28 protein-coding genes, 1 tRNA gene and 1 pseudogene are annotated in these 26,429 nt (G+C 68.6%); 11 read left to right on the plus strand and 19 right to left on the minus strand.

Annotated features, from left to right (window positions below; translation table 11 throughout):
- Positions 1–16 precede the first annotated feature (16 nt).
- A tRNA-Sec gene (locus L3V85_RS26715) sits at positions 17–109 on the plus strand.
- 18 nt (positions 110–127) lie between these two features.
- On the opposite strand, the gene selD is transcribed toward L3V85_RS26715, so the two are convergent.
- Positions 128–1,195 carry a selenide, water dikinase SelD gene (gene selD, locus L3V85_RS26720; RefSeq protein WP_237675684.1) on the minus strand — a complete coding sequence of 356 codons (1,068 nt, stop codon included), beginning with the start codon at positions 1,193–1,195 and terminating at the stop codon, positions 128–130.
- Positions 1,196–1,269: 74 nt separating this feature from the next.
- Here selD and L3V85_RS26725 point away from each other — a divergent pair, with 74 nt between their 5' ends.
- Genes L3V85_RS26725 through mnmH form a run of 5 tightly spaced genes read left to right on the plus strand, consistent with a single transcriptional unit; the run spans position 1,270 to position 5,669 of the window.
- Entirely contained in the window at positions 1,270–2,130 is an 861-nt protein-coding gene (locus tag L3V85_RS26725) for a putative selenate ABC transporter substrate-binding protein (RefSeq protein ID WP_237675685.1), read from the plus strand.
- Positions 2,131–2,140: 10 nt separating this feature from the next.
- Positions 2,141–2,953, plus strand: coding sequence for a phosphonate ABC transporter ATP-binding protein (locus L3V85_RS26730; RefSeq protein ID WP_237675686.1), 813 nt, complete (start codon positions 2,141–2,143; stop codon positions 2,951–2,953).
- 44 nt (positions 2,954–2,997) lie between these two features.
- Positions 2,998–3,789, plus strand: coding sequence for a PhnE/PtxC family ABC transporter permease (locus tag L3V85_RS26735; protein WP_237680655.1), 792 nt, complete (start codon positions 2,998–3,000; stop codon positions 3,787–3,789).
- On the plus strand, positions 3,786–4,595 hold the full coding sequence (gene phnE / locus L3V85_RS26740) for a phosphonate ABC transporter, permease protein PhnE (RefSeq protein ID WP_237675687.1): 810 nt from the start codon (positions 3,786–3,788) through the stop codon (positions 4,593–4,595). Before L3V85_RS26735 ends, phnE begins: the two co-directional genes overlap by 4 nt.
- 24 nt (positions 4,596–4,619) lie before the next feature.
- Positions 4,620–5,669 carry a tRNA 2-selenouridine(34) synthase MnmH gene (mnmH, locus tag L3V85_RS26745; RefSeq protein WP_237675688.1) on the plus strand — a complete coding sequence of 350 codons (1,050 nt, stop codon included), beginning with the start codon at positions 4,620–4,622 and terminating at the stop codon, positions 5,667–5,669.
- 109 nt (positions 5,670–5,778) lie between these two features.
- On the opposite strand, the gene L3V85_RS26750 is transcribed toward mnmH, so the two are convergent.
- From L3V85_RS26750 to modB, 9 genes are all read right to left on the minus strand, one after another.
- Positions 5,779–6,624, minus strand: coding sequence for a hypothetical protein (locus tag L3V85_RS26750; protein WP_237675689.1), 846 nt, complete (start codon positions 6,622–6,624; stop codon positions 5,779–5,781).
- A gap of 343 nt (positions 6,625–6,967) precedes the next feature.
- Positions 6,968–7,849: a formate dehydrogenase accessory sulfurtransferase FdhD gene (gene fdhD / locus L3V85_RS26755; RefSeq protein WP_237675690.1), complete on the minus strand. Its 882-nt coding sequence runs from the start codon at positions 7,847–7,849 to the stop codon at positions 6,968–6,970.
- 19 nt (positions 7,850–7,868) lie between these two features.
- Positions 7,869–8,159, minus strand: a complete 291-nt coding sequence (locus tag L3V85_RS26760) for a hypothetical protein (RefSeq protein ID WP_237675691.1) — start codon at positions 8,157–8,159, stop codon at positions 7,869–7,871.
- Positions 8,156–10,504: an FdhF/YdeP family oxidoreductase gene (locus L3V85_RS26765; protein ID WP_237675692.1), complete on the minus strand. Its 2,349-nt coding sequence runs from the start codon at positions 10,502–10,504 to the stop codon at positions 8,156–8,158. Before L3V85_RS26765 ends, L3V85_RS26760 begins: the two co-directional genes overlap by 4 nt.
- A 123-nt stretch (positions 10,505–10,627) precedes the next feature.
- A complete protein-coding gene (locus L3V85_RS26770; protein ID WP_237675693.1) occupies positions 10,628–10,942 on the minus strand; it encodes a type II toxin-antitoxin system RelE/ParE family toxin in 315 nt (104 codons plus the stop codon).
- Positions 10,939–11,220, minus strand: coding sequence for a YlcI/YnfO family protein (locus L3V85_RS26775; RefSeq protein ID WP_237675694.1), 282 nt, complete (start codon positions 11,218–11,220; stop codon positions 10,939–10,941). The genes L3V85_RS26770 and L3V85_RS26775 overlap by 4 nt, the downstream gene beginning before the upstream one ends.
- A gap of 34 nt (positions 11,221–11,254) precedes the next feature.
- Positions 11,255–12,043, minus strand: coding sequence for an ABC transporter ATP-binding protein (locus L3V85_RS26780; protein ID WP_237675695.1), 789 nt, complete (start codon positions 12,041–12,043; stop codon positions 11,255–11,257).
- On the minus strand, positions 12,040–12,789 hold the full coding sequence (gene modA / locus L3V85_RS26785) for a molybdate ABC transporter substrate-binding protein (RefSeq protein ID WP_237675696.1): 750 nt from the start codon (positions 12,787–12,789) through the stop codon (positions 12,040–12,042). Before modA ends, L3V85_RS26780 begins: the two co-directional genes overlap by 4 nt.
- Before the next feature lie 44 nt (positions 12,790–12,833).
- Positions 12,834–13,517 carry a molybdate ABC transporter permease subunit gene (gene modB / locus L3V85_RS26790; RefSeq protein WP_237675697.1) on the minus strand — a complete coding sequence of 228 codons (684 nt, stop codon included), beginning with the start codon at positions 13,515–13,517 and terminating at the stop codon, positions 12,834–12,836.
- A 110-nt stretch (positions 13,518–13,627) separates the two neighbouring features.
- Here modB and L3V85_RS26795 point away from each other — a divergent pair, with 110 nt between their 5' ends.
- Positions 13,628–13,867: a hypothetical protein gene (locus L3V85_RS26795; RefSeq protein ID WP_237675698.1), complete on the plus strand. Its 240-nt coding sequence runs from the start codon at positions 13,628–13,630 to the stop codon at positions 13,865–13,867.
- Between the two features lie 17 nt (positions 13,868–13,884).
- Positions 13,885–14,544, plus strand: a complete 660-nt coding sequence (locus tag L3V85_RS26800) for a nitroreductase family protein (RefSeq protein WP_237675699.1) — start codon at positions 13,885–13,887, stop codon at positions 14,542–14,544.
- Here the strand turns inward: L3V85_RS26800 and tsaA are convergent.
- Positions 14,505–15,002, minus strand: coding sequence for a tRNA (N6-threonylcarbamoyladenosine(37)-N6)-methyltransferase TrmO (gene tsaA, locus L3V85_RS26805; protein WP_237675700.1), 498 nt, complete (start codon positions 15,000–15,002; stop codon positions 14,505–14,507). The two genes, L3V85_RS26800 and tsaA, sit on opposite strands and share 40 nt — an antisense overlap.
- Entirely contained in the window at positions 14,999–15,346 is a 348-nt protein-coding gene (locus L3V85_RS26810; protein WP_237675701.1) for a winged helix-turn-helix domain-containing protein, read from the minus strand. Before L3V85_RS26810 ends, tsaA begins: the two co-directional genes overlap by 4 nt.
- Before the next feature lie 112 nt (positions 15,347–15,458).
- Here L3V85_RS26810 and L3V85_RS26815 point away from each other — a divergent pair, with 112 nt between their 5' ends.
- Entirely contained in the window at positions 15,459–16,037 is a 579-nt protein-coding gene (locus L3V85_RS26815) for a hypothetical protein (RefSeq protein WP_237675702.1), read from the plus strand.
- Positions 16,038–16,053: 16 nt separating this feature from the next.
- On the opposite strand, the gene L3V85_RS26820 is transcribed toward L3V85_RS26815, so the two are convergent.
- The 3 genes from L3V85_RS26820 to apbC all read right to left on the minus strand — a co-directional run bounded on the left by L3V85_RS26820 (position 16,054) and on the right by apbC (position 19,920).
- Positions 16,054–17,751 (minus strand): OFA family MFS transporter, encoded by a 1,698-nt coding sequence (locus L3V85_RS26820; protein ID WP_237675703.1) that lies wholly within the window; start codon positions 17,749–17,751, stop codon positions 16,054–16,056.
- A gap of 127 nt (positions 17,752–17,878) precedes the next feature.
- Positions 17,879–18,826 (minus strand): LysR substrate-binding domain-containing protein, encoded by a 948-nt coding sequence (locus L3V85_RS26825; protein ID WP_237675704.1) that lies wholly within the window; start codon positions 18,824–18,826, stop codon positions 17,879–17,881.
- A gap of 2 nt (positions 18,827–18,828) precedes the next feature.
- On the minus strand, positions 18,829–19,920 hold the full coding sequence (apbC, locus tag L3V85_RS26830; protein ID WP_237675705.1) for an iron-sulfur cluster carrier protein ApbC: 1,092 nt from the start codon (positions 19,918–19,920) through the stop codon (positions 18,829–18,831).
- A 76-nt stretch (positions 19,921–19,996) separates the two neighbouring features.
- Between apbC and L3V85_RS26835 the strand changes: the two genes are divergently transcribed.
- Positions 19,997–21,208, plus strand: coding sequence for a patatin-like phospholipase family protein (locus tag L3V85_RS26835; RefSeq protein ID WP_237675706.1), 1,212 nt, complete (start codon positions 19,997–19,999; stop codon positions 21,206–21,208).
- Between the two features lie 3 nt (positions 21,209–21,211).
- On the opposite strand, the gene L3V85_RS26840 is transcribed toward L3V85_RS26835, so the two are convergent.
- The 3 genes from L3V85_RS26840 to L3V85_RS26850 all read right to left on the minus strand — a co-directional run bounded on the left by L3V85_RS26840 (position 21,212) and on the right by L3V85_RS26850 (position 24,357).
- Positions 21,212–21,841, minus strand: a complete 630-nt coding sequence (locus tag L3V85_RS26840) for a DUF4337 domain-containing protein (RefSeq protein WP_237675707.1) — start codon at positions 21,839–21,841, stop codon at positions 21,212–21,214.
- Between the two features lie 93 nt (positions 21,842–21,934).
- Positions 21,935–23,164 carry a diaminopropionate ammonia-lyase gene (locus tag L3V85_RS26845; protein WP_237675708.1) on the minus strand — a complete coding sequence of 410 codons (1,230 nt, stop codon included), beginning with the start codon at positions 23,162–23,164 and terminating at the stop codon, positions 21,935–21,937.
- A 5-nt stretch (positions 23,165–23,169) separates the two neighbouring features.
- Positions 23,170–24,357, minus strand: coding sequence for a M20 aminoacylase family protein (locus tag L3V85_RS26850; RefSeq protein ID WP_237675709.1), 1,188 nt, complete (start codon positions 24,355–24,357; stop codon positions 23,170–23,172).
- Positions 24,358–24,442: 85 nt separating this feature from the next.
- On the opposite strand from L3V85_RS26850, the gene L3V85_RS26855 reads away from it, so the two are divergent.
- Positions 24,443–24,913, plus strand: coding sequence for an Lrp/AsnC family transcriptional regulator (locus tag L3V85_RS26855; protein WP_237675710.1), 471 nt, complete (start codon positions 24,443–24,445; stop codon positions 24,911–24,913).
- Between the two features lie 166 nt (positions 24,914–25,079).
- Here the strand turns inward: L3V85_RS26855 and L3V85_RS26860 are convergent.
- Positions 25,080–26,404, minus strand: a pseudogene (locus tag L3V85_RS26860) (IS1182 family transposase).
- Positions 26,405–26,429 lie beyond the last annotated feature (25 nt).

The raw sequence follows: 26,429 nt of genomic DNA on the forward strand, positions 1-26,429 counted from the left end.
CGACGCGATGAATCATGGGGGGAGATCGTCCCTGGTGGGGCGGCCGGGCTTCAAACCCGGTGGGTGGCGCCAGTCGTCGCCGGGAAGGTTCGACTCCTTCCTCCTTCCGCCGTTTTTGAACGGGCGCCTAGGGCACCACGCGCAGCGAAGGCTCCCCCGCCTCGACGCGGCCGATGACCGCCGCCTGCCCGAAGCCCTCGTCGCGGAAGATCTTCAGCACCGCGCCGACCGCTTCCGGCGCGCAGCTCACGAGCAGGCCGCCCGAGGTCTGCGGATCGCTCAGCAGGTTCTGCGCGGTGGGATGCAGGCCGGGTGCCAGTTCCACGTCGGCGCCGTAGCCGGCCCAGTTGCGGCCCGAGGCGCCGGTGACCATGCCCTCGGCGGCCATCACCACCACGTTGTCGAGCAGCGGCACCTTCGACCATTCGATCACCGCCCTGAGCTTGGCGCCGCGCGCGAGTTCGAGCGTGTGGCCGGCCAGGCCGAAGCCCGTCACGTCGGTCAGCGCATGCACGCCGTCGAGCGCCGCGAGGGCGATGCCGGGGGTGTTGAGCTTGGTCGTGTTCTCGATCAGTTGGCGGTAGCCGATGCCGGACAGCTGCTCTTTCTTGAGCGCCGCCGACAGCACGCCCACGCCCAGCGGCTTGCCCAGCACCAGCACGTCGCCGGCTTTCGCGTCGGCGTTGCGGCGCACGCGGTCGGGGTGCACGAGGCCCATCGCGACGAGGCCGTAGATCGGCTCGACCGAATCGATGGTGTGACCGCCGGCAATCGGAATGCCCGCGGCGCGGCACACGTCCTGGCCGCCGCGCACGATGTCGGCGATGACTTCCACCGGCAGCTGGTTGATCGGCATGGCAACCAGCGCCAGCGCCATGATCGGCCGGCCGCCCATGGCGTAGACGTCGCTGATCGCGTTGGTCGCGGCAATGCGGCCGAACTCGTACGGGTCGTCCACGATGGGCATGAAGAAGTCGGTGGTCGCGATCAGCGCCTGCTGGTCGTTGAGCTTGTAGACCGCGGCGTCGTCCGCGGTCTCGATGCCCACCATGAGTTCGGGCGGGATCATGCCGCCCGCGTGGTTCTTGAGAATCTGCGACAGCACGCCGGGCGCGATCTTGCAGCCGCAGCCGCCGCCGTGCGAAAAACTCGTGAGGCGCAGTGGCGCGAGCGGGTTCATGAGCGTTGGGTTCATGGGGCGATTATCGAATCGCCTTTGCTTTCTACAATCCCGTCCCTTCCTATCCCGCACGTCCCAGAGGCGCATCCATGATGAAAAAGACATTCACCCGACTGGCTCTTGCCCTGAGCCTCTCCGCCGCCAGCCTCGGTGCCTTCGCCCAGGGCGTGCTGCGCGTCTCGGCCATTCCCGACGAGGCGCCCACCGAGCTGCAGCGCAAGTTCACGCCGCTGGGCGACTACCTGAAGAAGGAAACCGGCATGGACGTGCAGTTCACGCCCGTGACCGACTACGCGGCCGTGGTCGAGGGCCTGGCCACCAACAAGATCGACCTGGCGTGGCTCGGCGGCTTCACCTTCGTGCAGGCGCGCATCCGCACCAACGGCGGCGCGGTGCCGATCGTGCAGCGCGCGGAAGACGAGGTGTTCACCAGCAAGTTCATCGTGCCGGTCGACAGCACCGCCAAGACGCTGGCCGACCTGAAGGGCAAGACCTTCGCCTTCGGCGCGCCTTCTTCCACCTCGGGCAGCCTGATGCCGCGCTACTTCTTGCTGCAGGCAGGCATCAACCCCGAGAAGGACTTCAAGACGGTCGCGTTCTCCGGCGCGCACGACGCCACGGTGGCCTTCGTGGCCGCGTCGCGCGCCGAGGCCGGCGTGCTCAACGCATCGGTGTGGGACAAGCTGGTCGAGGCCAAGAATCCGAACGCCGCCAAGGTGCGCGTGCTCGCGACCACGCCGACCTACTACGACTACAACTGGACGGTGCGCCCCGGCCTCGACCCCGCGCTCACCAGGAAGCTGGCCGACGCTTTCCTCAAGCTCGACCCGGCCAACCCGGCGCACAAGGAAATCATGGCGCTGCAGCGCGCGAGCAAGTTCATTCCGACCAAGTCGTCCAACTACGACGGCATCGAGACGGCGGGCAAGTCGGCGGGTTTGATCAAGTGAGCCTGCGCGGATGAGTTTTTCGCTGGAAGGCGCGGGCGTCGTTCACCCCAACGGCCATCGCGCGCTCGCCGGTGTGACGCTGTCCGCCCGTGATGGCGAGCGCATCGCCGTCATCGGGCCTTCGGGCGCCGGCAAGACCACGCTGCTGCGCGTGCTGGGCGCGGCGCTCCGGCCCGGCGAAGGCGAAGTGCGGCTCTTGGGCGCAGGGCCGTGGCAGTTGCAGGCGGCGGCGCTGAAGAAGCTGCGTGCCCGCATCGGCACGGTGCACCAGTCGCCGCCGATCGCGCCGCGCCTGCGCGTGGTCACCGCGGTGCTCGCGGGCCGGCTCGGCGAGTGGTCGACGCTGCGCGCGCTGGGCTCGCTGCTGCATCCGTCGGACATCGCCGGCGCGCATGAAGCGCTCTCGCGGCTGGCCATGGAAGACCGCCTGTTCGACCGCTGCGACCGGCTCTCGGGCGGCCAGTTGCAGCGCGTGGGCATTGCGCGCGTGCTGTACCAGCGCCCCGCCCTGCTGCTGGCCGACGAGCCCGTGTCGGCGCTGGACCCCACCCTGGCCGACGCCGCCATCGGCCAACTGGTCGCGCAGAGCGAGTCGACAGGTGCCACGCTGATGGCTTCGCTGCACGCGGTCGACCTGGCGTTGCGCTGGTTTCCGCGCATCGTCGGCATGCGCAACGGGCTGGTGGTGTTCGACCTGCCCGCCGGCCAGGTGACGGCCGCGATGCTCGATGCGCTCTATGCGAGCGAGGGTGGCGTGGCGGTGCAGAAATCGGCGCAGCCCGTCGCAGCCGAAGCGACTTTTCTTCGTCCGGACTGCCCTTGAGCACGGCCGCCCCCTCCGCCGTCATCCGGCGCGACCCGCAAGCCATGCGGCGGCTGGCCGGTTGCCTTGCCGCGCTGGTCATCGCATGGCCGATGCTGGCGCTGTCCGAGTTCAATCCGTGGGCGCTGTTCACCAGCGGCAATCTCGCGGTCATCGGCGGCTTCCTGGCGGGCTTCTTTCCGCCCGACGGCTCGCCCGCCTTTCTCGCGCTGCTCCTGAAGGCCACGCTGGAGACGCTGGCCATGGCCACGGCCGGCATCGCGCTGGCCTTGCTGATCGGTGCGCCGCTGGGCTTCGTGACCACGCGCGCGCTTTCAGTCTCGCGCATCGGCCCAGGGCCGGGCCGCGTGCGGGCCGGCATCGTGCGGCAGGCCGCACGATGGCTGCTGATGGTTCTGCGCGCGATTCCGGAAATCGTCTGGGCGCTGCTGTTCGTGCGCGTCTTCGGGCTCGGCCCCGCCGCGGGCGTGCTGGCGCTGGCCATCACCTATGGCGGCATGCTGGGCAAGGTCTACGCCGAAATCCTCGAATCGACCGACACCCGGCCCGCGCGCGCCCTGCTCGAGGGCGGCAGCGGCCGGCTCGCGGCGCTTTGCTACGGCCTGCTGCCGAACACCGCGCAGGAGCTGGCCTCGTACACCGTGTACCGCTGGGAGTGCGCGGTACGCGCGTCGGTGGTGATGGGTTTCGTAGGCGCGGGCGGGCTGGGGCAGTTGATGGACCAGTCGATGAAGATGCTCAACGGCGGCGAAGCCAGCAGCATCCTTCTGGTGTTCCTGGCGCTGGTGCTGCTGGCGGACCTGCTGAGCAATGCGCTGCGGAGGCTGCTGGCATGACGACGACCGCACGCGCGCTGCCCTCAAGACCGCCGCCATGCTGGCGATGCCGGCTGGCGCTGCTGCTGATCGGCGCGGCGGTGGTGGCGAGCTTTGTCTATCTGGGCATCGACTACCGGGCGTTGGGCTCGGCGGACTCGCTGAAGCTCATGGGCAAGTTCATCACCGAATTCTTCCCGCCCGACATGTCGCCCGACTTTCTCGCAAAGGTGGGCAAGGGCGCGCTGCAGACCCTGGCCGTGTCCGCGCTCGGCACCGTGCTCGCGGCCATTGCCGGTGCGGTGCTGGCATTGCCGGCTTCGGGGCGCGCGGGCGGCGCCTTGCGCCACGGCTCGCGCTTCGTGCTCAACTTCCTGCGCAGCGTGCCTGAACTGGTGTGGGCGGCGCTGATGGTGCTGGCCGCCGGCATCGGCCCTTTCGCCGGTGCGCTGGCGCTGGCGCTGCACACCACGGGCGTGCTGGGGCGCCTGTTCGCCGAGGCATTGGAAAACGCCCCGCGCGAGCCGGAGCACGCGCTGACGCTCTCGGGCGCCGGCCCCATCGCCGCCTTCAGCTACGCCAGCCTGCCCATCGTGCTGCCGCAGTGGGTGGCCTACGCGCTCTACCGCTGGGAAATGAACATCCGCATGGCGGCGGTGCTGGGCTTCGTGGGCGGCGGCGGCCTGGGGCAGCTGCTGTACTTTCACCTGTCGATCTTCCAGCAGCAGCAGGCGATGACGGTGCTGATCGCGATGTTCGTGCTGGTGACTTTTGTCGACTTTGCGAGCGTCCGCCTGCGCCGTGGCCTCGGACCTGCATACGCCTGACAATCGAGGCATGAGGTTCCTGCCATGAGTCATCGCCAGCCCGTGCGGGTCGGCGACCGCCACGCCTTCGACACGCTGATCGACGCCCGCTCGCCGGCCGAGTTCGCGCTCGACCATATTCCCGGCGCCATCAACTGCCCGGTGCTCGACGACGAGGAGCGCCGCATCGTCGGCACCGTCTACGTGCAGACCGGCGCCTTCGAGGCGCGGCGCATCGGCGGTGCGATGGTCGCGGCCAACATCGCGCGGCACCTGCGCGACACGCTGGCCGACCGGCCCGAGAACTGGAAGCCACTGGTCTACTGCTGGCGCGGCGGCATGCGAAGCGGATCGATGGTCACCTGGCTGCGCCTCGTCGGCTGGGACGCGCAGCAACTCGCGGGCGGCTACAAGAGCTTTCGCCGGCACGTCATTTCGCAGATCGACGCGCTGACGCCCAAGCTGGATCTGCGCGTGATCTGCGGCGCCACCGGCAGCGCGAAGACGCGCGTGCTGCATGCGCTTGCCGCGCGTGGCGCGCAGGTGCTCGACCTGGAAGACTTCGCGAGCCACAAGGGATCGCTGCTCGGCTCGCTGCCGGGTGTGCCGCAGCCTTCGCAAAAACACTTCGAGACGCTGATCGCGGCGGTACTCGAAGGCGTCGATCTTTCGCGCCCGCTGTATGTGGAGGGCGAGAGCATCCGCATCGGACGGCTGTCGCTGCCGTTGTCGCTGGTGGCGCGGATGCGCGCCGCGCAGTGCATCGAGGTGTGCGCCACGCCCGAGGCGCGGCTGGCGTATCTGCTGCGCGACTACGCCTACCTGGGCGACGACCGCGACGCGCTGGCCGACAAGCTGGGGGCGCTGAAGGAACTGCAGGGCAAGGAGACAGTGGCGCGCTGGCAGCAGTGGGCGCATGAGGCGGATCTGCCGCATCTGTTTGCGGAGTTGATGGCACTGCATTACGACCCGCATTACCAGAAGTCGCAGGAGGTGCACTTCAAGGCATGGGCCCAGCGCCGGGGAGTGTCGGCGGCTGACCTGTCGGATCAGGGGATCGAGGCTGTGGCCGAGGCGGTGCTGAGGCTGGGGTGAATGGCCGACTTTCTGCCTGACAGCCACGAAATGGCCAGGAAATTCGGCCCCTGACTGGAGCCGGCGATGACCGCGGCAATGCGGTCACCCCGGCCCTCTGTTCACGATCTCAAGCGCAGCGGAATTTAGCGACGCCCATATACCGCGCACCGGATGGAAGCGTTGCCGAATAGCCGACCGCGATCGCGTAAGCGCCGCCGCCGTGATCGCCCAGCGTGATGCCGGCGCCCGCCCCGGCACTCAGGAAGCTGCCGGTCACCGACGTGCTCGATGGCGACTTGACCTTGGTGTCGAAATTCACCGAGCCGGCGGCATCGCCGACAGTCACCTTGACGGTGCCGGCGACGACCGCGCCTTCGCTGCCGAATGCCAGCGTCGAAGATCCGCTTGCAGCACCGCTGTTGGCCGCGGCCCCACTGCCGCCGCCCACGTACGTAGGACTGGTGAAGACGCCCGCGTCGCAGGTGGTGGTCGCACTGGCAGGCAGGGTCTTCAGTTCGTTCAAGGCAAGGTAGTGATACGCGCGGTTGTCGGCTCCCGTCAGGGTCTCCGCGCCCGAACTGCGCGTGACCGTGCCGGCGGTCCAACGGCCGATCGCGAAGTTCGCGTCGCCATTGATTTCCTTCGTCGCGCTCGATCCCGTCAGTGTGTTGTCGTTCAGGCGGGTCATCGCGCCGCTGGCCGCCTGCTCGCTTTGCGACAGCACGCCGAACGATTGCGCGCCCACGCCGAGCAGCAGGTAGCGTGCACGCTCGGCACGAACGAAGAGCGCCGATACGGAGCCGGAATCCGCTGCGGCAGGCACCGGTGCGGCCGCCTCCGCCATCGGGGACGGCGCGCTGGGCGGGACGATGCCCAGCGGCATGCCGCTGCCGCCACCACCGCTGCCTCCACCGCAAGCGTGAAGAAGGCCAAGTGACAGCAATGAGAGCGAAAAGAGAATCTTGTTTTTCATGAAATCTTGTGTGTGATCTGTTGTGGCTGATTGGGTATGCGATGTCGGTCTTTCTCTGGTGCGGCTTCCTCCTCGATTTCTCCGTGCCGCCGGCCGAAGTGGCTGTCGACCGGCTTCCCATGCGTTTCCCGCAGCGATTGCGGCGCACGAATGCAGCGAGGAATACGCTGCGGGCGCGGATTGTCATGTCGCGTTTGGCTGCACATTTGTGGCCAAAAGTGACTTGGAGAATTCCTGGAGATTTCGTTAGATATGCAACACCGTTGCACTGCCCAACGGCGTCGGAATTAACAAGAATCGGCCACTTGTTATCAGCGCCCGGCGGTCGGGCGCTAGCGGCACGTCAGTTGCCGTGGTTCAGTCCGCCGGCGTAGAGCACCCCGCGCGGCGCGCGGCACAGGCCCCAGAAGCGCAGGCCGCAGAGTTCGGCCATGCGCACGCCCATCGAGGTCGGTGCGGAGATGGTCGCCATCGCCGCGATGCCCAGGCGCGCGCACTTTCGCACCAGTTCGTGGCTGCCCCGGCTGGACATCAACACGAAGCCCGGCTCTTCGAGTCGCCCTGCCATCGCGAGCTTGCCGAGCAGTTTGTCGAGCGCGTTGTGGCGGCCGACGTCTTCCATCAGGTCCGTGAGCTCGCCGTCGACCGTGGCCCACGCGGCGGCGTGGATCGCCCCGGCTTCGGCGTTGAGTGTCTGGCGCGGGGGCATGGCGGCGAAGGCGCGAAGCACTGTCGCCAGGTCGATGCGTTCGATCCAGTCGCGTTGCGGCACGCGCTGCGGCGTGAGGTCGAGCCCCGCAAAACTCTCGACGCCGCACACGCCGCAGCCGGTGCGGCCCGCGAGGCTGCGGCGGCGGTCCTTCAGGCGTTCGAAGCTGCGTGTGGAAATTTCCAGCTGCACCTCGATGCCGGGCATGCCTTCTGGCAAGCCCGCGTCGGAGGCGTCGACCGTCCGCACGTCGATGCCCCGGCAATCGGCGGCGCTGTCGAGGATGCCTTCGCTCAGCGCGAAGCCGAGCGCGAAGGCTTCCAGGTCTTGCGGCGTGGCCATCATCACCGCGTGCGAGACGCCGTTGAACACCAGGGCCACCGGCACTTCGGACGCCAGGGTGTCGTCGCGCACCACGCCCTCGGGCGCGAGGCCGCGTTCGCCGAACACATGCACCGCGTGCCGCGCGAGCGGCGGCAGGGAATCGGATTCGGTGATGGTGGGGTCGTCTTGCATGGCCGCGGCCATTGTCCGCTCAGCCGGGGTTTTCGTCAGCCGGCAGGGTCTCGGCCAGCGCGCGGCCGGCGTCGGTGAGGTGCGCGACCCAGCGGTCGTCCAGCTGCACCACGCGCACCCAGCCGGGCCCGCGCACGCCGCCGATGGATGCATCGCCCATCAGCGTGAGCTGGCGCATGACCACGCTTGCGCCCTGCCCCAGCCGCTTGCCCAGGCGCGGCAGCGACATGCCGCCCTCGCCCGGCGCGTCGGCCAGTGCGCGCAGGATGGCAATGGAAAAGGAATCGGCGTCGAAGGAGGCGGCGGTCATGCCGCCACGGTATCAGCGTCCGCCGGCTCGGGGGCAGGCGCCGCATGCAACGACAGCACCACGGGAATGGACTTGGAGGTCGGCGTGCCCGCGTTCTCGGCCACCGACGACAGCGGCACCAGCGGATTGGTCTCGGGGTAGTAGGCCGCGAGATTGCCGCGTGGAATGTCGTACGCCACCAGCTTGAAGCGATCGGCGCGGCGTTCCTGGCCGTCGCTCCACACGGTCTGGATGTCGACCCAGTCGCCGTCCTTCATGCCCAGCTTGCGGATGTCTTCCTTGTTGATGAAGACCACGCGGCGCTGGCCGAAGACGCCCCGGTAGCGGTCGTCCATGCCGTAGATGGTGGTGTTGTACTGGTCGTGCGAGCGCGTGGTCAGCAGCGTGAAGACGATGGTGTCGCCCTTCTTCGCGAAGCGCGCGCGGGCGCGGTGCGAATGGGTGTCCAGCGGCACGGCATGGGTGAAGAACACGGCTTTCTTCGACGCGGTGTTCCACACCCGCTCGCTCGCGGTGTTGCGCAGGCGGAAGCCGCCGGGGTGCGCCACGCGGGTGTTGAAGTCCTTGAAGTCGTCGAACACGGCTTCGATCTTGTCGCGAATGCGTGCGTAGTCTTCCACCAGCCAGAGCCACGGCGTCTTGCTGCGCGCACCGATGGTGGCGGCCGCGAGGCGCGCCACGATGGCCGGCTCGGACAGCAGGTGCTCCGACGCGGGCGGGTTGATGCCCATCGAGATGTGCACCATGCTCATCGAGTCTTCCACCGTCACGCCCTGCGGGCCGTTGGCCTGCATGTCGATCTCGGTGCGGCCCAGGCACGGAAGGATGATCGCCTCGCGCCCGTGGATCACATGGCTGCGGTTGAGCTTGGTGGTCACGTGCACCGTCAGGTCGCACTGCTGCAGGCCCTTCCAGGTCTGGTAGGTGTCGGGCGTGGCGGCCGCGAAGTTGCCGCCGAGCGCGAAGAACACCTTGCCCTTGCCGTCGAGCATGAGCCGGATGGCCTCGACCGTGTCCACGCCGTTCTGGCGCGGCGGCTCGAAGTCGAACACCTTCTGCAGCCGGTCGAGCAGCGCCGCCGGCGGCTTTTCCCAGATGCCCATGGTGCGGTCGCCCTGCACGTTGCTGTGCCCGCGCACCGGGCAGGCGCCCGCGCCCTCGCGCCCCATGTGGCCGCAGAGCATGAGCCAGTTGCCGATCATCTGGATGGTGGCCACCGAATGCTGGTGCTGCGTGATGCCCATGCCCCAGCAGGCGATGACGCGCCTGGCGCCCAGGTACACGTCGGCGGCGGCGCGGATCTGCGCCTCGCTCAGGCCGGCCTCGCGCACCAGGATGTCCCACGACTCGGCCCGCAGGTCGGCCGCCAGCGACTCGAAGCCGATGGTGTGGGTGGCGATGAAATCATGGTCGAGCACCGAGGGCTCGCCGCGCGCCACGGCCGCGTCCTCGCGCTCGATGACGTGCTTCATCATCCCCTTGATGACGGAGAAATCGCCGCCCACGCGCAGCTGGAAGTAGTGCGTGCTGATGGGCGTGGAGCCCATGGTCGCCATCTCGAGCTTGTCCTGCGGATCGGCGAAGCGCTCCAGGCCGCGCTCGCGCAGCGGGTTGAAGCTCACGATGCGCGCGCCGCGCTTGGAGGCCGCGCGCAGCTCGCCCAGCATGCGCGGATGGTTGGTGCCGGGGTTCTGGCCGAAGATGAAGATGGCGTCGGCCTTCTCGAAGTCGTCGAGCGTGACCGTGCCCTTGCCCACGCCGAGCTGCGGGCGCATGCCGCTGCCGCTGGGCTCGTGGCACATGTTCGAGCAGTCGGGAAAGTTGTTGGTGCCGTACTCGCGCACGAACAGCTGATACAGGAAGGCGGCCTCGTTGCTCGCGCGGCCCGAGGTGTAGAAGATGGCCTGGTTCGGGTCGGGCAGCGCGTTCAGGTGCTGCGCGATGCGCGCGAAGGCGTCGTCCCATTCGATGGGCACGTACTTGTCGCTGGCTGCGTCATAGGCCATGGGGTGCGTCAGGCGCCCCTGGTCTTCGAGCCAGAAGTCGCTCTGCTGGGCCAGCTCGGCCACGGTGTGCTTCGCGAACAGCTCGGGGCCGGCGCGGCGCGCGGTGGCCTCGGCGGCCACGGCCTTGACGCCGTTCTCGCAGAACTCGAAGGTGGAGGCATGGTTGCGGTCGGGCCAGGCGCAGCCGGGGCAGTCGAAGCCGTCGGGCTGGTTGGCCGAAAGCAGCGTCTTCGCGCCCTTGATGGGAATGTCCTGCCGCAGCAGCGCGTTGGTGACGCTGCGCAAGGCCCCCCAGCCGCCGGCGGGGCCCTTGTAAAACTCGATCTTCTGCTCGCTCATGCCGGGAGTGTTCGCGCGCGAGGAGCGGCCGTCAAATTGGATCGGCGTATGCGTCGATTCAAAATGGAAATGAACGGGGCGCCGCGCCGGCTGCTCAGGCAGATGAGAGCGGCCCGGACCGACTCAGTGGTAGTCGTCCTCTCGCTGATGCCTGACGGCGGCCACGACGATCGAGTCGCTCGCCTCTATTTCGAACAACGCAACATAACCGCTGGCACCGAACGGGATCACGAGTTCGCGGATGAAGGGGCTGTCGCCCGCCTTGCGGCAAGTGAACGGGGAAAACGCCAAGGCGGCAATGCCGTGCTCGATGGCCTCTAGAGCCCGCTCGGCCAGCGCCAGGTCGCCGCCCCTTTCGAGTTCTCGCTGAAGAACGAAGTCGAACAGCCGCTCCAGGTCTTCGGCTGCCTGGCGCGTGAACCGGACCGTGTAGCTCACCGGCGCGGAGCGTGTTGCAGCTTCTTCGCCGAGTCGAGCTTTGCCTTGAGGCGATGCACCATTTCGCCCGCATCGACGTAGTCCCCGCCGCGACGCGCATCCGCCAGCGACTTCATGCCCCTCGCCACGAACTCAGCCTGGCTCTTTCGCTGGGAAACACAGGCGCGCACCGCCGCCTCGACGAACTGGGACAAGGACTCGCCTTCGCCAAGCACCTGCTCGACTTCGTCCCGGAATTCGGGCTCGACACGCACGGAAGGGATGGTGGCGGTTTTCATCGCCAAAGTGTATCGCTTATGCGATACACGGGCGTCAGCCGCGCGCATCCTGCATCAGCAACCCGCGCAGCTTGCTGCGCAGCGGCGTGTCCTCGACCTCCTGCACGCCCGCGATGTCGCGCAGCGCGAAGTCGCGGCTGTCGGCGCTGTGCAGGTCGATCTCGCGCACCACCTGGCCGTCCTTGTAGACGAAGGCCACGTCGGCCAGCGCGAGCACGTCCTCGATGTCGTGCGTGATCATCAGCACCGGAATGCCCCACTGCTTGCGCACTTGCGCGAGCTCGTTGCGCAGTTCGGTGCGCAGCATGGGGTTGAGCGCCGCGAAGGGCTCGTCGAGCAGCAGCACCTGCGGCTCGCAGGCCAGCGCGCGTGCCAGCGCCACACGCTGCTGCTGGCCGCCCGAGAGGTTGCGCGGGCGGCTGTCTGCCAACGCCGCGAGGCCGAAGCTGTCCAGCAGCGCCTGCACGCGCTCGGCATCCCTCGCGGACGGCTTGCGGCGTTGCCAGGCGGTCAGGCCGAAGCCGACGTTCTGGCGCACCGTAAGGTGCGGGAACAGCGCGTAGTCCTGGAACAGATAGCCGATGCGGCGCTCGGGCGCGGGCACGTCGATGCCCTGCGCCGCGTCGTACAACGTGCGACCGTCGAGCCGCACATGACCCGCGGTCGGCTGCAGCAGGCCCGCGATGGCCTGCAGCGTGAGCGACTTGCCCGCGCCGGACGGGCCGTAGAGCGCGGCAAAAGGCACGTCGGTCTGAAAGCGCACGGCCAGGTCGAAGCGGCGTGCCCCGTCCTGCACCGAGAGCTTCAGATCGACGTCGATCATGGCTTGCCGAAACCGTAGCGCGTGAGCACTTCCTGCGCGGCGGGCGTCGACAGGAACGCGATGAAGTCGCCGGCCAGCGCCTTCTGCTTGCTGTCGGCCACCACGGCGATGGGGTAGGTCACGGGCGTGTGGCCGGTGGGCGTGAAGGCGATCTTGACCTTGTCGCCGGCCACGGCCGCGTCGGTGCGGTAGACGAAGCCGGCCTCGACCTCGCCGCGGCTCACGTAGTCGAGCACCTGGCGCACGCTGTCGGCCTGCACGAACTTGGGCTCGAGCGCGGTCCACAGGTTGGCTCCGTCGAGCACCTGCTTGGTGTAGCGGCCGACCGGCACGGTCGCAACCTTGCCCACGGCGATCTTCTTGACGCTGGCGCCGCTCAGGTCCTGCAGCGTCTTCACGCCCACGGCGCCCGTGGCGGGCTCGACCAGCACCAGGCTGTTGGTGACGAAGTCCTTGCGCGTGGCGGTGTCGATGACCTTCTGCTCCACGCCGCGGTTCATGGTGTCCTGGTCGGCGCTGGCGAACACGTCCACCGGCGCGCCTTGGCCGATCTGCTGCAGCAGCACGCCCGAGGCGGCGAAGTTGAAGCGCACGGTGGCGCCCGACTTGGCGGCCTCGAACTTGGGGCCGATTTCCTTGAACGCGTCGGTCAGGCTGGCGGCGGCGGACACGGTGATCTGCTGCGCGGCGGCGGCCAGCGGCAAGGCCAGGGCGACGACGAGGGACAAGAGACGGAACGGACGCATGGCAACTCCTTATAAGAATGATGAACGACGAAGCACGGAAACAATCAGCGAAGCGAAAAGAAGCGGTTCGACAGCACCAGCACGGTGATCGACAGCACGGAAGTCACGATGACCAGCAGCAGCGCGAGGTCGTCGTGCCCGGCCTGCACCGCGTCGTAGATGGCCATCGACAGGGTCTGGGTCTGCTTGGGAATGGAGCCGGCCACCATCAGCGAGGCGCCGAACTCGCCCATGGCGCGCGCGAAGGCCAGCAGCGTGCCGGCCAGGATGCCGGGCCACGCCAGAGGCAGCGTGACGCGCAGGAAAACGGAGAACGGCGACTGCCGCAGCGTGCTGGCCGCCGCTTCGAGCGAGCGGTCCACGCCCGAGAACGCGGCGCTGGCCGACTTGAGCACCAGCGGCAGCGCCACCACGGCGGAGGCCACCACCGCGCCGTGCCAACTGAAGATGATGGTGTAGTCGAGGTGCTCGCGCAGCCACGCGCCCAGCGGGCTGCGGCGCCCGGCCGCCACCAGGATGGCATAGCCGATGACGGTGGGCGGCAGCACCAGCGGCAGCATGAACACGGCCTCCAGCACGGTGCGGCCGAAGAAGCGCTTGCGCGCGAACACCCAGCCCAGTGCCACGCCCATGACCAGCGCCAGCACGGTGGCCACGGCGGCCACCTTGAGCGACAGCACCAGGGGGAACCAGTCGGTCGAAGCGATGAGTGAATTCGTCGTGTTCATTGAAATACGGCGGCGATTGTTACACGCTGAGCCCTAAGGTTCTCACGGGGGTGCGCAAACCGATGAGTCTTCATATACTGGCGGATATAGCGTTGGACACCCTGGAACCCATGCGCCCATCCGCCCACGACACCGTTGTCCGTTCGATCTCCGGCAGGCCGGAGCTTCGCCACGTGACGCAGGTGCAGGAGTGGCGCATCGAGCGCGCCATGGACGCCGCCGGCTTCGTGCTGTCCATCACCGCGCCCGACGGCGAAAGCCAGTCTTTCCTGGTGGCCGAGGCCGACGCCAACGACATCGGCGAAGTATTGCGCCGCAAGGCGGTGTACGCCGACCGCCTGGGACAGTGACTCGCATGTGGCGGCACATGACGGGTGCGGAACGCATCCTCGAGGTGCTTTTGACGCGGCGTTCCGTGTCGCCGCGCAGGCTGCAGCCACCCGCCCCCAACCCCGATGAACTCGACGGCATCCTGCAGGCCGGCCTGCGCGCGCCCGACCACGGCGGGCTGCATCCGTGGCGCGTGATCGAGTTCCGCCCACAGAACCGCGAGGCGCTGGCCTGGTGCTTCGAGCAGGAAAAGCTGCGGCGCGATCCGCTCGCCAGCGCGGCCGACCTCAAGAAGGCGCGCGAGCACGCCACCCGCCCGCCTCTGCTGCTGGGCTTCGTGGTGTCGCCGCGCGAGCGCAGCAAGATCCCGGCGCGCGAGCAGTGGCTCAGTGCCGGCGCGGCGCTGGGCAACATGCTGAGCGCCGCGCACCAGCTGGGCTACGGCGCCATCGTGCTGAGCGGCGAGCGCTGCTTCGACGAGACGCTTTCGCGCCAGGTGGGCGTGCTGCCGGGCGAGTACCTGGCGGGCTTCATCAGCATCGGCAGCATCAAGGAAGCGCCGCCGCCGGCGCGCGAGTTGCTGTCGCAGAGCGTGTGGTCGTGCTGGCAGGGAGACGCCTCGCCGCCCGCGCTGCCGGCGGCGGACGCGGCGCCCGATCAGCCCATCCTGTCGTCGGAGCGCGTGCTCGGCAATTGATCGAGCCGGGCGCCGAACCAGCCGACGCGTTCGGTCTCGCGCACGTCGAACCTGGGCACGTAAGGCTTGATGTCGAGCACGGGCGTGCCGTCCATCATGTCGTTGCCGCTGAAGTGCAGCGTGGTGCCGTCCACCGACAGCAGCCGCACGATCGACAGGCCCAGTCGGTTCGGCCGCGCGGGCGCGCGCGTGGCGAAGACGCCGTGCGAGGCGTTGTCGAGAAAGGGCACCACCTCCAGCCGCTCGTGCGCGCACTGGTGCAGGTGGGTGACGAGGATCAAGTAGTCGAAGCCCTCGATGTCGCGCAGGCCCGGCGCGAACTCGGCGAAGACTTCGAGGCGACCCGGTTCGCCGGGCGCGCCGGCCGTCTGGATCGGCATGCCGGCGGCTTCGGTGAAGCGGCTGCGCACCACGCCGACCGGGCGGCAGACGACGGGCTCCAGGGCTTCGGGCTTCATGGCGCGAGCAGGCGGGTGAGCGCGCGGATGTCGGCCGCCGCGGCCAGCCGCGCGGCGTTTTCGATGGCGCGGTAGTGCTTGACGATGTCTTCGCCGACCTGCGTGAGCGCGGTGCCGCCGCCGCGCGAACCGCCGGCGGCCGTGTTCACTGCGGGCGAGGCCAGCGCCTGGTTCATTTCGTCGATCAGCATCCAGGCGCGGCGGTACGACATGCCGAGCAGGCGGGCCGCCGCCGAGATCGACCCCGTCTCGGCCACGGCTTCGAGCACCGCGATCTTGCCGGGGCCGATGGCGATGGCGTCGTCCCGGTAGATGCGCAGGCGGAACTGGACTTTGGATTTCATGTTGGCGCGAAGCGTAAACCAATGCGGGCCGTCATTGTCCGCCCGCGGCGGGCCACCGGCGTCATGCAAGAATGAATACGACGCCCCTGCCCTGGAAAAACGAGGAGTTCACGTGAAAGACCGCAAACTGTTCCTGCCCTCGAAGCGGCCTTGCCGCGCCGCTGCCGCTGTCGTCGTCATGGCGATCGCGATGCTCGGCGGCTGTGCCACCGGCTCGCCTCCCGCGGCGCCTGCCGTGGCTGCTGCGGCCACTGCCAGCGAAGGCATCTCGCCTTCATTCACCGTCTCGGGCGCCGTCGGCAAGCGGGCGAGCTTCGACCTCGCGGCGCTGCAGGCGCTGCCCGTCGCCACGCTGACGGTCGGCGCGAACAGCTACACCGGCGTGAGCCTGTGGGCCCTGCTGAACGATGCGTCGGTGGGCCTGAAGCCCGACACCGCGGTGCGCAACCCTGTGCTCTCGATGTACGCGGTGCTGGTCGGCAGCGACGGCTACCGCGCGGTGGTCTCGCTGGCGGAGATCGCACCCGAATCCGGCAACCGCATGGCGCTGGTCGCCTACAGCCTCAACGGCGCGCCGCTGGGCCGCAACGGCATGGCCCGGCTGGTGATGGCCGGCGACGTGAAGCCGGGCCGTTCGGTCGCCCGGCTGGCCGCGATCGAGGTGTTCGCGGCGCAGCCTTCGGGCCGTTGATCGATTGGCCGGGCGGTCAGTTGAAGAACTTGGCCGCGCTCATCAGCGTCTTGTAGACGCCCCAGGCCAGCGGAATGCCCACAGCCACCCAGGCCAGCGCCACCACCAGCGGGCTCACCGTGTCGGCGCGGCCCGAGCCGCTGCCCACTTCGGCGGCCGAGGCCTTCTCGTGCGCCAGCTTCTTCTCGACGGCCAGTTCGGCGTCGGTCATGAAGTGCTTGTCGGCCACCGGTCGCACCAGCAGGTTGGCGATGAAGCCGATCACCAGCATGCCCACCAGGATGTACATGGTCTGGTTGTAGACCTGCTCGCGCGGCAGGCCCAGGCCCAGTTGGTATTCGCGCATGTAGTTCACCACCACCGGGCCCAGGATGCCCGCAGTGGCCCATGCCGTGAGCAGGCGGCCATGGATGGCGCCCACGAACTGCGTGCCGAACAGGTCGGCCAGATAGGCCGGCACCGTGGCGAAGCCGCCGCCGTACATCGACACGATCACGCAGCAGGCGCCCACGAACAGCAGCTTGCTGCCCGCGCCGGCCGACGAGGGAATGCTCGCGTACAGCACGGCGCCGAGCACGAAGAACACCGTGTAGGTGAGCTTGCGGCCCAGCTTGTCCGACAGACTCGCCCACACGAAGCGCCCGCCGATGTTGAACAGCGACAGCAGCGCCGTGAAGCCGCCCGCCACCACCGCGATGGCTGCCAGCTGCGTCTTGTCGAGCTGGCCGTACTTGGCCGGCAGGTCGATCAGCGCGCCGCCGAACACTTCCTGCAGCATGGGCGAAGCCATGCCGATCACGCCGATGCCCGCGCTCACGTTCATGCACAGCACCAGCCACACGAGCCAGAACTGGGGAATGCCCCAGACCTTCTTCACGTGCACGTGGCGCTGGGTGATCATGGTGTTGCTGGTCTGCGCCGGGGGCGGCGTCCAGCCTTCGGGCTTCCAGCCCGAGGGCGGCACGCGGTAGCCCAGCGCGCCGGCCATCATGAAGACGAAGTAGCCGAGGGCCATGACCACGAAGGTCTGCATCACGCCCACGTCGGTGGCGGTGGAGAAGCGCTTCATCAGGTCGACCGCCAGCGGCGAGCCGATCATCGCGCCGCCGCCGAAGCCCATGATGGCCATGCCGGTCGCCATGCCGCGCCGGTCAGGGAACCACTTGATCAGCGTGCTCACCGGAGAGATGTAGCCCAGGCCGAGCCCGATGCCGCCGATCACGCCGGAGCCGAGGATCATCAGCCAGAACTGGTGCAGGTGGATGCCCAGTGCCGACAACAGCATGCCGCCGCACCAGCACAGCGCCGACACCACGCCAGCCTTGCGCGGGCCCGCGCGTTCGAGCCAGCCGCCCCACAGGGCCGCCGAGCAGCCGAGGAAGACGAAGAACAGCGTGTACATCCAGCCCAGCGTGGCCACGCGCCAGTCGCAGTTGGTGGCAAACAGCTCCGCGAAGAAGCTCATGTCCTTGGCGCAGGCCTGCGCGCCGGTGCCGGCCGTGCCCAGCGCCTTGGACAAGGGCAGCCAGAACACCGAGAAGCCATAGGCCATGCCGATGCAAAGGTGGATGGCCAGTGCGGCCGGGGGTACCAGCCAGCGGTTGAAACCGGGGCCCGCGATGATGCGTTCTTTTTCCAGGAAGCCGGGTTGCTGTTGCACTCCGCTTCCGCCGATGCGATCTCCCTCGAGAACGCCTGCAGATGAGCCTGCCATATTTCTCCTTGTACGCCGGATGTGTAATTTGTTGCCGAATCCGGGCCGCGGAGTGTGAGTGAGCGCTTCATGCGCCGTCAAATTCGATCAGCGCATGGCCCGATTCAAGTTTTGAATGAGTGCGGCGCTAGGTGCCGCCGAGCGTCCCGCTGTGCTGCTGCACCTGCGCCTGCCACTCGGGTGTCCGCAGGAACGCCAGCGCGGCGTCGAGCGCGCGCGAGCTTCGCACGCCGTCCTGCGTCATGAAGCCGATGGGCGTGCGCACTTCGGGCGACACCAGCGGCAGCGCCTCCAGCTCGCGGTGGCTGCGCACCGCCGCCACCATCGCGCCCGGCAGCACGCTGCTGACCGTGCCCACGCTCACGGCCAGCGCGAGCGCCAGCACCGAGTTGGTCTCGATGGCCGGCGCCACCGGCACGCCGGCTTCGCGCAGCGCCTGGTCGATGATGGCGCGGTTGTGCATGTCGGGCGTGAGCAGGCACAGCGGCAGCTGGCCGGCCTCGGCCCAGGGCATGGGCTTGCCGATGCGCAGTTGGTCGGCCGACGCCTTCTTCGCGCGCCGCAGCAGGAAGTAATGCTCGATGCTCTGCGGCCAGGCCGAGAGCTTGATGCCCGGCAGGTGCATGCGCTCGGTGTAGCCGAGCGCGAGGTCGACCGACAGGCTCTCCAGGCCCGTTTCCAGCTCCTGCGAGCTCATCGACAGCACCGCGGGCACGATGCCCGGATGCCGCTGCTGCAGCATGGCCGCGAAGCGCGACAGCATCGGAATGGCCGTGGGCACGGCCGCCATGCGCAAGCGCCCGTGCGGGTCGCCCTCTTCGCTGCGCAGCTCCTGCAGCAGCACCTCGTTGTCGCGCAGCATGCGCTGCGCGGTGGCCAGCACGCGTTCGCCTTCGTGCGTGAGGCCCACGTACACCCGCGCGCGCTTGACGATGACGACGCCGAACTCGCTCTCCAGCGCGCGCAGCGCGTTGGACAACGCCGGCTGGGTGATGTGGCAGGCCTGCGCGGCGCGGCCGAAATGCTTGTGCTCGCTCAGCGCGACCAGATAGCGCATCGAAGCGAGCAGGTTCATGCCTAGGTGTTCTTGCTGATCGAGATGGTGGGGAACTTGGAGGAAAAGTCCTTCGCCTTCTCGGCGATGCCCACGGCCACGCGGCGCGCCACGGCCTTGTAGATGCCCGCCACGTCGCCTTCGGGGTCGGACACCACCGTGGGCGCGCCGCTGTCGGCCTGAAGGCGGATCTTGATGTCCAGCGGCAACGCGCCGAGGTACTCCATCTGGTATTCGGCCGCCATCTTCTTGCCGCCGTCGGCGCCGAAGATGTGCTCGGCATGGCCGCAGTTCGAGCAGATGTGCACCGCCATGTTCTCGACGATGCCCAAGATCGGCACGCCGACCTTCTCGAACATCTTGATGCCCTTCTTGGCGTCGAGCAGCGCGATGTCCTGCGGCGTGGTGACGATCACCGCGCCCGTCATCGGCACGCGCTGGCTCAGCGTGAGCTGGATGTCGCCGGTACCCGGCGGCATGTCGACGATGAGGTAGTCCAGGTCTTTCCAGTTGGTCTGGCGCAGCAGCTGTTCCAGCGCCTGCGTGGCCATGGGGCCGCGCCAGATCATGGCCTGGTCCTGGTCGACCAGGAAGCCGATGGACATCACCTGCACGCCGTGGCGCTCCATGGGCTCCATGGTCTTGCCGTCCGCGCTGTCGGGGCGGCCTTCGATGCCCATCATCATGGGCTGGCTCGGGCCGTAGATGTCGGCGTCGAGCAGGCCGACCGTGGCGCCCTCGGACGCCAGCGCCAGCGCCAGGTTGGCTGCCGTGGTGCTCTTGCCCACGCCGCCCTTGCCCGAGGCCACCGCGATGATGTTCTTGACGTTGGGCATCAGCTGCACGCCGCGCTGCACCGCGTGGCTGATGACCTTGGTGACGATGTTGACCGACACGTTCTCCACGCCCGGCACCGCCTTGGCAGCCGCCACCAGCGCCTTGCGAATGGCCGCGTGCTGGCTCTTCGCGGGGTAGCCGAGTTCGATGTCGAAGGACACGTCGCCCTCCGAGACCTGGAGGTTTTTGAGCGACCGGCTCGCCACGAATTCCTTGCCGGTGTTAGGGTCCGCGACGGCCTTGAGCGCGTCCGTCAGCCCTTCTGGGGTGAGTGCCATTGATCAAACTCCTGAATGGCCGGTAGTCTAGTGCGCTCTCCGAGCCTTCATCGAACAGCTCCTCAATAACCAAAAAATGCCAGAGACAAGCCCCGTCACCGGCCTCCTGCTCACCGGGGGCGGCGCCCGGGCCGCCTACCAGGTGGGCGTGCTGGAGGCCATCGCAGAGATCCGGCGCGCAGCCGGCCCCGCCGCCGGCACCGGCAACCCCTTCCAGGTCATCACGGGCACCTCCGCCGGGGCCATCAACGCCGCCGCGCTGGCCTGCGGCGCCGACAACTTCGACCACGTGGTGGCACACATCGCCGAAGTCTGGGGTCAATTCCACGCCGAGCAGGTCTACAAGGCCGACTCGCTCTCCGTCATCGGTAGCGGCGCGCGCTGGCGCATGCTGCTGGGACTCGGGCGCTACGCGGCCAACTGGATGCGCGTCAGGCCCCGTTCATTGCTGGACAACTCGCCGCTGGCCGACCTGCTGCAGCGCCTGGTGCTGCTCGACCGCCTGCCGCAGCTCATGCAAGACGGCCACGTGCAGGCGCTGGCGGTGACGGCCTCGAGCTACAGCTCGGGCGAGCACGTCACCTTCTTCGAGGCGGCCGTGCCCATGGAGCCCTGGGTGCGATCGCAGCGGATCTCCGTGCGCGACCGCATCACGCACGCGCACCTGCTGGCCTCGTCGGCCATTCCGTTCGTGTTTCCGGCCACCGCGCTGCCGATGCTGCAGGGCCACACCGAGTACTTCGGCGACGGCTCGATGCGGCAGTCGGCACCCATCGCGGCGGCCATCCACCTGGGCGCGCAACGCATCGTGGTGATCGGCGCCGGCCGCATGCACGAGCCGCTGGAAACCCCGGGGCCGAACACCCACACCGGCTATCCGACCATGGCGCAGATCGCGGGCCATGCGCTGTCGAGCATCTTCCTGGACGCGCTGGCGGTCGACATCGAGCGGCTGCACCGCGTGAACCACACGCTGAGCCTCATTCCAGAGGCGGCGCGGGCGTCGAGCGGCCTGCGCCCGCTGGACCTGTTGGTGATCTCGCCGTCGGAGCGCCTGGACGTGATCGCGGCGCGCCATGTCGACGCCCTGCCCGGCGCGGTGCGCTACCTGCTGGGCGGCTCCAGGGTGGCGGCCGACGTGAAAGGCGGCGCGCTCGCAAGCTACCTGCTGTTCGAGTCGGCCTACACCCGCGAGCTGATGGCGCTGGGCCGCGCCGACGCGATGCGCCAGCGCGACGAGGTGCTGCGGTTCTTCGGCTGGAGCAGCCCGGCAGGCGCGTCGGCCTAGAGCCTAGACGTGCAGCGCGGCCAGCACGCCCACCACGAACCCCGCGGCGGCGACGCCGAACATCGCGCGCTCCAGCCACTTCTTCTTGGTGAGCAGGGCGATGGCCGCCAGCGCGATCGACACCTGCAGCACGGTGGTCGCCTGGGCCCAGCGGTGATGCTGGTGCATCTGCTCTTCGGACTGGGCGTCCCAGCGGCTCGCCTCTTCTTCCAGCTTCTTCGCGGCGGCCTGGATCTCGGTCTTTTCCTGCTCGTAGCGGCTCACCTTGGCCTGCCAGCCCGCGCGCTTGTCGTCGGTCGCGGTGTCGCGCGCGAACTCGGCCAGCGCCTGCTTGGTGCTCTTCGACTGGAAGTAATTCCACTGGTTGGACGCTTCGGTCTTCTTGATGGCGGCGTTGTTCTTGTAGAGCCCGGCGTTGGCCTGGGTGGCGCCGCCCATGTACGCGAAGATCGCGCCGAAGGTGGCGATCACCGCGGTGCACACCGCGATCTTGCCGGTCATGTTCATGCCGCCGGACTGCGCCGCCGCGCCGTCGCCATGGGCGCCTGCACCGCCATGGCCGTGGCCGCCCGATGCGGCGTGTTCGAGTTCGTGGTCGTGCGGGCCGTGCACGTGAAAGCCGTGTCCTGACATGGGATCCTTGTTGAAGCAATGCGGGGGATTGGGGCGCGCGAGTATCACGCCCGTCGATGACAGTTGCCTCAACGCGCCGGCCGGCGCTTGCGCCTACCGGCGCCCGTGCGACAGCAGCCACTGCTGCTGCGCCGCGACCACTTCCTCGCCCGAAAGCCCCGTGATCGCGCGGTAGACGCCGGGCGCGGTCGCGCCCTCGGTGTTTACCAGCAGAACGCGGGCCTCGGGGCCCAGACCGGCGGCATGGCGCGCCTCGGCATCGGCCGCGAGCGCCTGCAGCGCCGCCAGGCCGGCCGCGCCGGATTCGCCGCTGAGCACCGGCACATCGCCCGCATCGCCGGCCGCGAGGGTGCGCATCGCCTGCTCGGCCTGCGCATCGGTCACCGTCATGAACAGGTCGACCGCCGGCTGCAGGAAGCGCCACGCGAGCGGCGAGGTCTCGCCGCAGGCCAGCCCCGCCATCACCGAATCGACCGAACCGGTGGCACGGGCCGGCCGGCCGCTTCGCGCGCTCTGCAGGAGGCAGTCGGCCTGCCCGGGCTCGACGACGACGAAGGCCGGGCGCGCGGCGCCATAACGTTCCCAGAAGTGGCTGACCACGCCGGCCGCCAGTCCGCCCACGCCGCCCTGCACGATGACGTGGGTGAACGGGCACGGCGCATCGTTGGCGGCGTGCTCGAGCAACTCGTCGGCGAGGATGCCGTAGCCCTGCATCACATCGCGCGGCACTTCCTCGTAACCGTCGTAGGAGGTGTCGGAAACCACCTCCCAGCCGTTGGCTTCGGCAAGCCGCGCGGCCTCTGCCACCGACTCGTCGTAGTTGCCCGCGATGCGGACAATCTCGGCGCCCAGTTGCGCGATGGGCGTCTCGCGCTCCTCGCTCACCTGTGCATGCAGCACGATCACGCAGCGGCAGCCGATGCTCTGGGCCGCGGCGGCCAGCGCGCGCCCGTGGTTGCCGTCCGTGGCGCTGACGACCACGAAGTCGCGCAGCACGCCGGCATGCCGGCCCGCCAGCAGGTCGGCGGGCGTCCACTCGCGGTCGGGCCAGCGGCGCAGCACCAGCCGCAGCAGCGCCACCGGCGCGCCGAGCACCTTGAAGCTGCCGAGCGCCGAGCGCTTCGATTCGTCCTTGACGGTGAGCCCGCCAATGCCAAGCCGCGCCGCGAGCCGGGGCAACGACCATGCCGGCGTCGGTTGCGGCGAAAGCCGGTTCCAGCTCGACAGCCACTGCCGGCTCTGCCTGCCGCGCGCGATGCTCATCACTTCGCGCAGGGATTCGTCGTACGCGCGCCGACTCGCGCGGGGGTTGGTGAAAAACATGTCGCTCAATTCCCGGTGCCGGTCGATCGGGGAAGGCGCATGCGCACGATCTCCGCGAAATAGCAGGCGCCCGCCGCGAGCACCTCGTCGTTGAAGTCGTAGCTGCTGTTGTGCAGCGGCGTGCCGCCGGGTTCGCCGTCGGCGCCGTTGCCCAGGAACACGAAGGCCCCCGGCACCTTGCGCAGGAACGCACCGAAGTCTTCCGACGCCATCAGCGGCACGACATCGGCATCGACGTTTTCCGCGCCCACGACGGCCGTGGCGGCGGCCACCGCGACGGGCACGCACTCGGCCCAGTTCACGGTGGGCGCGAACTCGTGGGTGTAGCTGAAGTCGGATTCGGCGCCATGCAGGCGGCAGATGCCTTCGCTGATGGCGCGCATGCGCTCGGCCAGCATCTGCTGCACCGCCGGGTCGTAGCTGCGCGTGTCGCCCTTGATCACCACGTTCGACGGAATCGCGTTGCGGATGCCGTCGGTGATGAACTCGGTGCACGAGACCACCGCCTGAGCGCCAGGGTCGAGCGTGCGCGACACGATGGTCTGCAGCGCCAGCACGATCTCCGCCCCGATGACGATCGGGTCGATGCCCATGTGCGGCCGCGCGGCATGCGTGCCCCGCCCCTTCACGTGGATCACGAAGTTGTCCTCGCTGGCCATGATGCCGCCCACGCGCGTGGCGATGGTGCCGGCGCGCATGCCGGGCATGTTGTGCAGGCCGTAGATCTCGTCGACCGGGAAGCGCTCGAACAGGCCGTCGTCCATCATCGCCTTGGCGCCGCGGCCGTGCTCCTCGGCAGGCTGGAAGATGAAGCGCACGGTGCCGTCGAAGTCGCGCCTCTCGCGCAGGAGGCGCGCCGCGCCGAGCACGATCGACATATGGCCGTCGTGGCCGCAGGCGTGCATCTTGCCGGGCGTCGTGGAGACATGTGCGCGGCCGGCGGCCTGCTCGGTGATGTTGAGCGCGTCCATCTCGGCGCGCAGGCCGATCACGCCCCTGCCGTCGCCCACTCTCAGGTTGGCGACGAGGCCGGTGCCGCCGATGCCGGTGTGCACCTCCAGGCCCAACGCCTTGAGCACGCGGATCACGAAGGCCGATGTCTTCGCTTCCTCGAAGCCGGTCTCGGGCATGGCGTGCAGTTGTCTCCGCCAGCCCGTCAGTTCGTCGCGCAAGGGTGTGTCAGCAAGGTTCATGGCGAGATGCTATTGACAACACAGCGATACAGGTGCGCAAAATCGCGCCGTTCGACGCAACGTTTTTGCGTCACCCCATCTCCGCATGACGCCTCTCGACGCCCTCGACCTTCGCCTTCTCGAACTCGTGCAGGCCAACAGCCGCATGCCGCAGAGCGAACTCGGCGAGCGGGTGCATCTGTCGACGGCGGCCGTCAACCGGCGGTTGAAGCGCATGCTCGACGAGGGCGTGATCCAGCGCTACGGCGCGGTGCTGTCGCCCGCCGCGCTGGGCCACCCGCTCACCATCGTGGCCGAAGTGGAGACCGAGAGCGAGCAGATCGAGCTGCTCGACGCAATGAAGCAGAGCTTTCGCGACTGCCCGCAGGTGCAGCAGTGCTACTACGTGACGGGCGAGTGGGACTTCATCCTGGTCTTCGTGGTGCGCGACATGGCGCAGTACACCGCCCTGAGCCGCCAGCTTTTCTTCCAGAGCAACAACGTCAAGCGCTTTCGCACGCTGGTGACGATGGACCCGGTGAAAGTGAGCCTCGACGTGCCGGTTTCAACCACCTAGGAGTCCGCGCGGCAGAAGTTTTTCTGCGCCGCTGTGACCCCACGTTGAGTTGTGCGCGCCTCGCAAGCACTCGCGCGGCGCGTTGGCTGTTCTCGAACGACCACAAGGGCGCCTACTCGGCCTGCCGCAGGCGAGCGGCGCGCGGATTCACCCCCGGCCACGGGCCTCATCTGGCCATCAATGCGCTCATGCGCCGCAGGTTCAGCGCCAGACACACGAGCTTGAACTCGGCCTGGACCTTCTTCAATCCCCGCAGGCTGAACTGCCTGAAGCCCAGCACGCTCTTGATCCACCCGTTGGGCGCCTCCACGATCCACTTCCTCTTGCGGTAGGCCGCTCGGCCTTGGGGCGTCTTCAGCCTGGCATCCATCGCTGCGGTGCGCGGGTATTGTTCGGCGTCGATGTCCAGCGCCTGCTTGCCCTCTCGGCCCAGCGCCACGATCAGCTCGCTCGGGCTGTCCTTGAGCTGCTCGAACACGGCCTCCGAGCGGAAGCCCGCATCCGCCAGCACCTGTCGGGCATCCTCGCCCAGGTTGGCCTTCACCGCGGCCAACAGCACCGGCAGGCGGTCGCTGTCGGCGGCGTTGTTGCTGAGTTCCGCTGCCACCACGAGCTGCGCGCTCTCGTCCACCGCCGTGTGGGCGTTGTAGCCATAGTCGTAGCCCCCGCCCGAGCGCTTCATGATCCGACTGTCCGTGTCGGTGAAGCTCTCCTGGGCGCTGTCCTGGGAACACCGAAGTCGCGCTTGTAGCGCCCGCCCTTGGGCTTGCCGTCCTTGTCGCGGGGTTTGCGTTCGTCGTCGGCGCTGCGCCCGCGGGCCGCATCGGCCTCGCGCTGGCGCTGCTCCAGGCGCAGCTTGGCCTCAGTGATCGCCTTGAGCCGGTCCTCCCGGCGCTTGATCTCCCCGGGAACGTCCAGGTCGGGTTCGTTCTTCTCCAGATCGTCGGCGGCACGCGCTCGGTTGAGCAGGCCGTCGATCTGCGCCTTGAGCTCGCCCTCGGCCTTGACCATCCGGTCATAGCTCATGGCCTTGTGGCGGCTCGCATTCGCCTTGAGCTTGGTGCCGTCCACCGCCACCGTGCCGAGCTTGACCAGGCCGCACTCACGCGCCAGGCGCACCACCTGCACGAACAGCGCCGCCAGCTCCTGCAGGTGCAGCGCCCGGAAGTCCGAGAGCGTGCGGTGCGCCGGGTAGTTCTCCGCGGCCAGCACCCGCAGGGCAACGTCCTCGTGCAGCTTGGCCGCCAGCTTGCGCGAGCTGAAGGTGCCGGTGGCGTAACCGTAAATCAGCACCTTGACCATCATGGCCGGGTGGAACGGCTGGTTGCGCGGCCCGCCCTTGGCATACCGGGCGTGGAAGGCGCTCAGATCCAGGCTGTCGACGCTGTCGCTGATGAAGTACGCCAGATGCCCTTCGGGCAGCCAGTCTTGAAGGGCGTCGGGAAGCAGTCTTTGCTGCTGCGGTTCATAGGGCAGGTAGCTCACGGGCATGCGCCAAATCTATCAAGCCTTCGCG

The sequence above is a fragment of the Variovorax paradoxus genome, assembly GCF_022009635.1.
In the GTDB taxonomy this organism is placed as follows: Bacteria; Pseudomonadota; Gammaproteobacteria; order Burkholderiales; family Burkholderiaceae_C; genus Variovorax.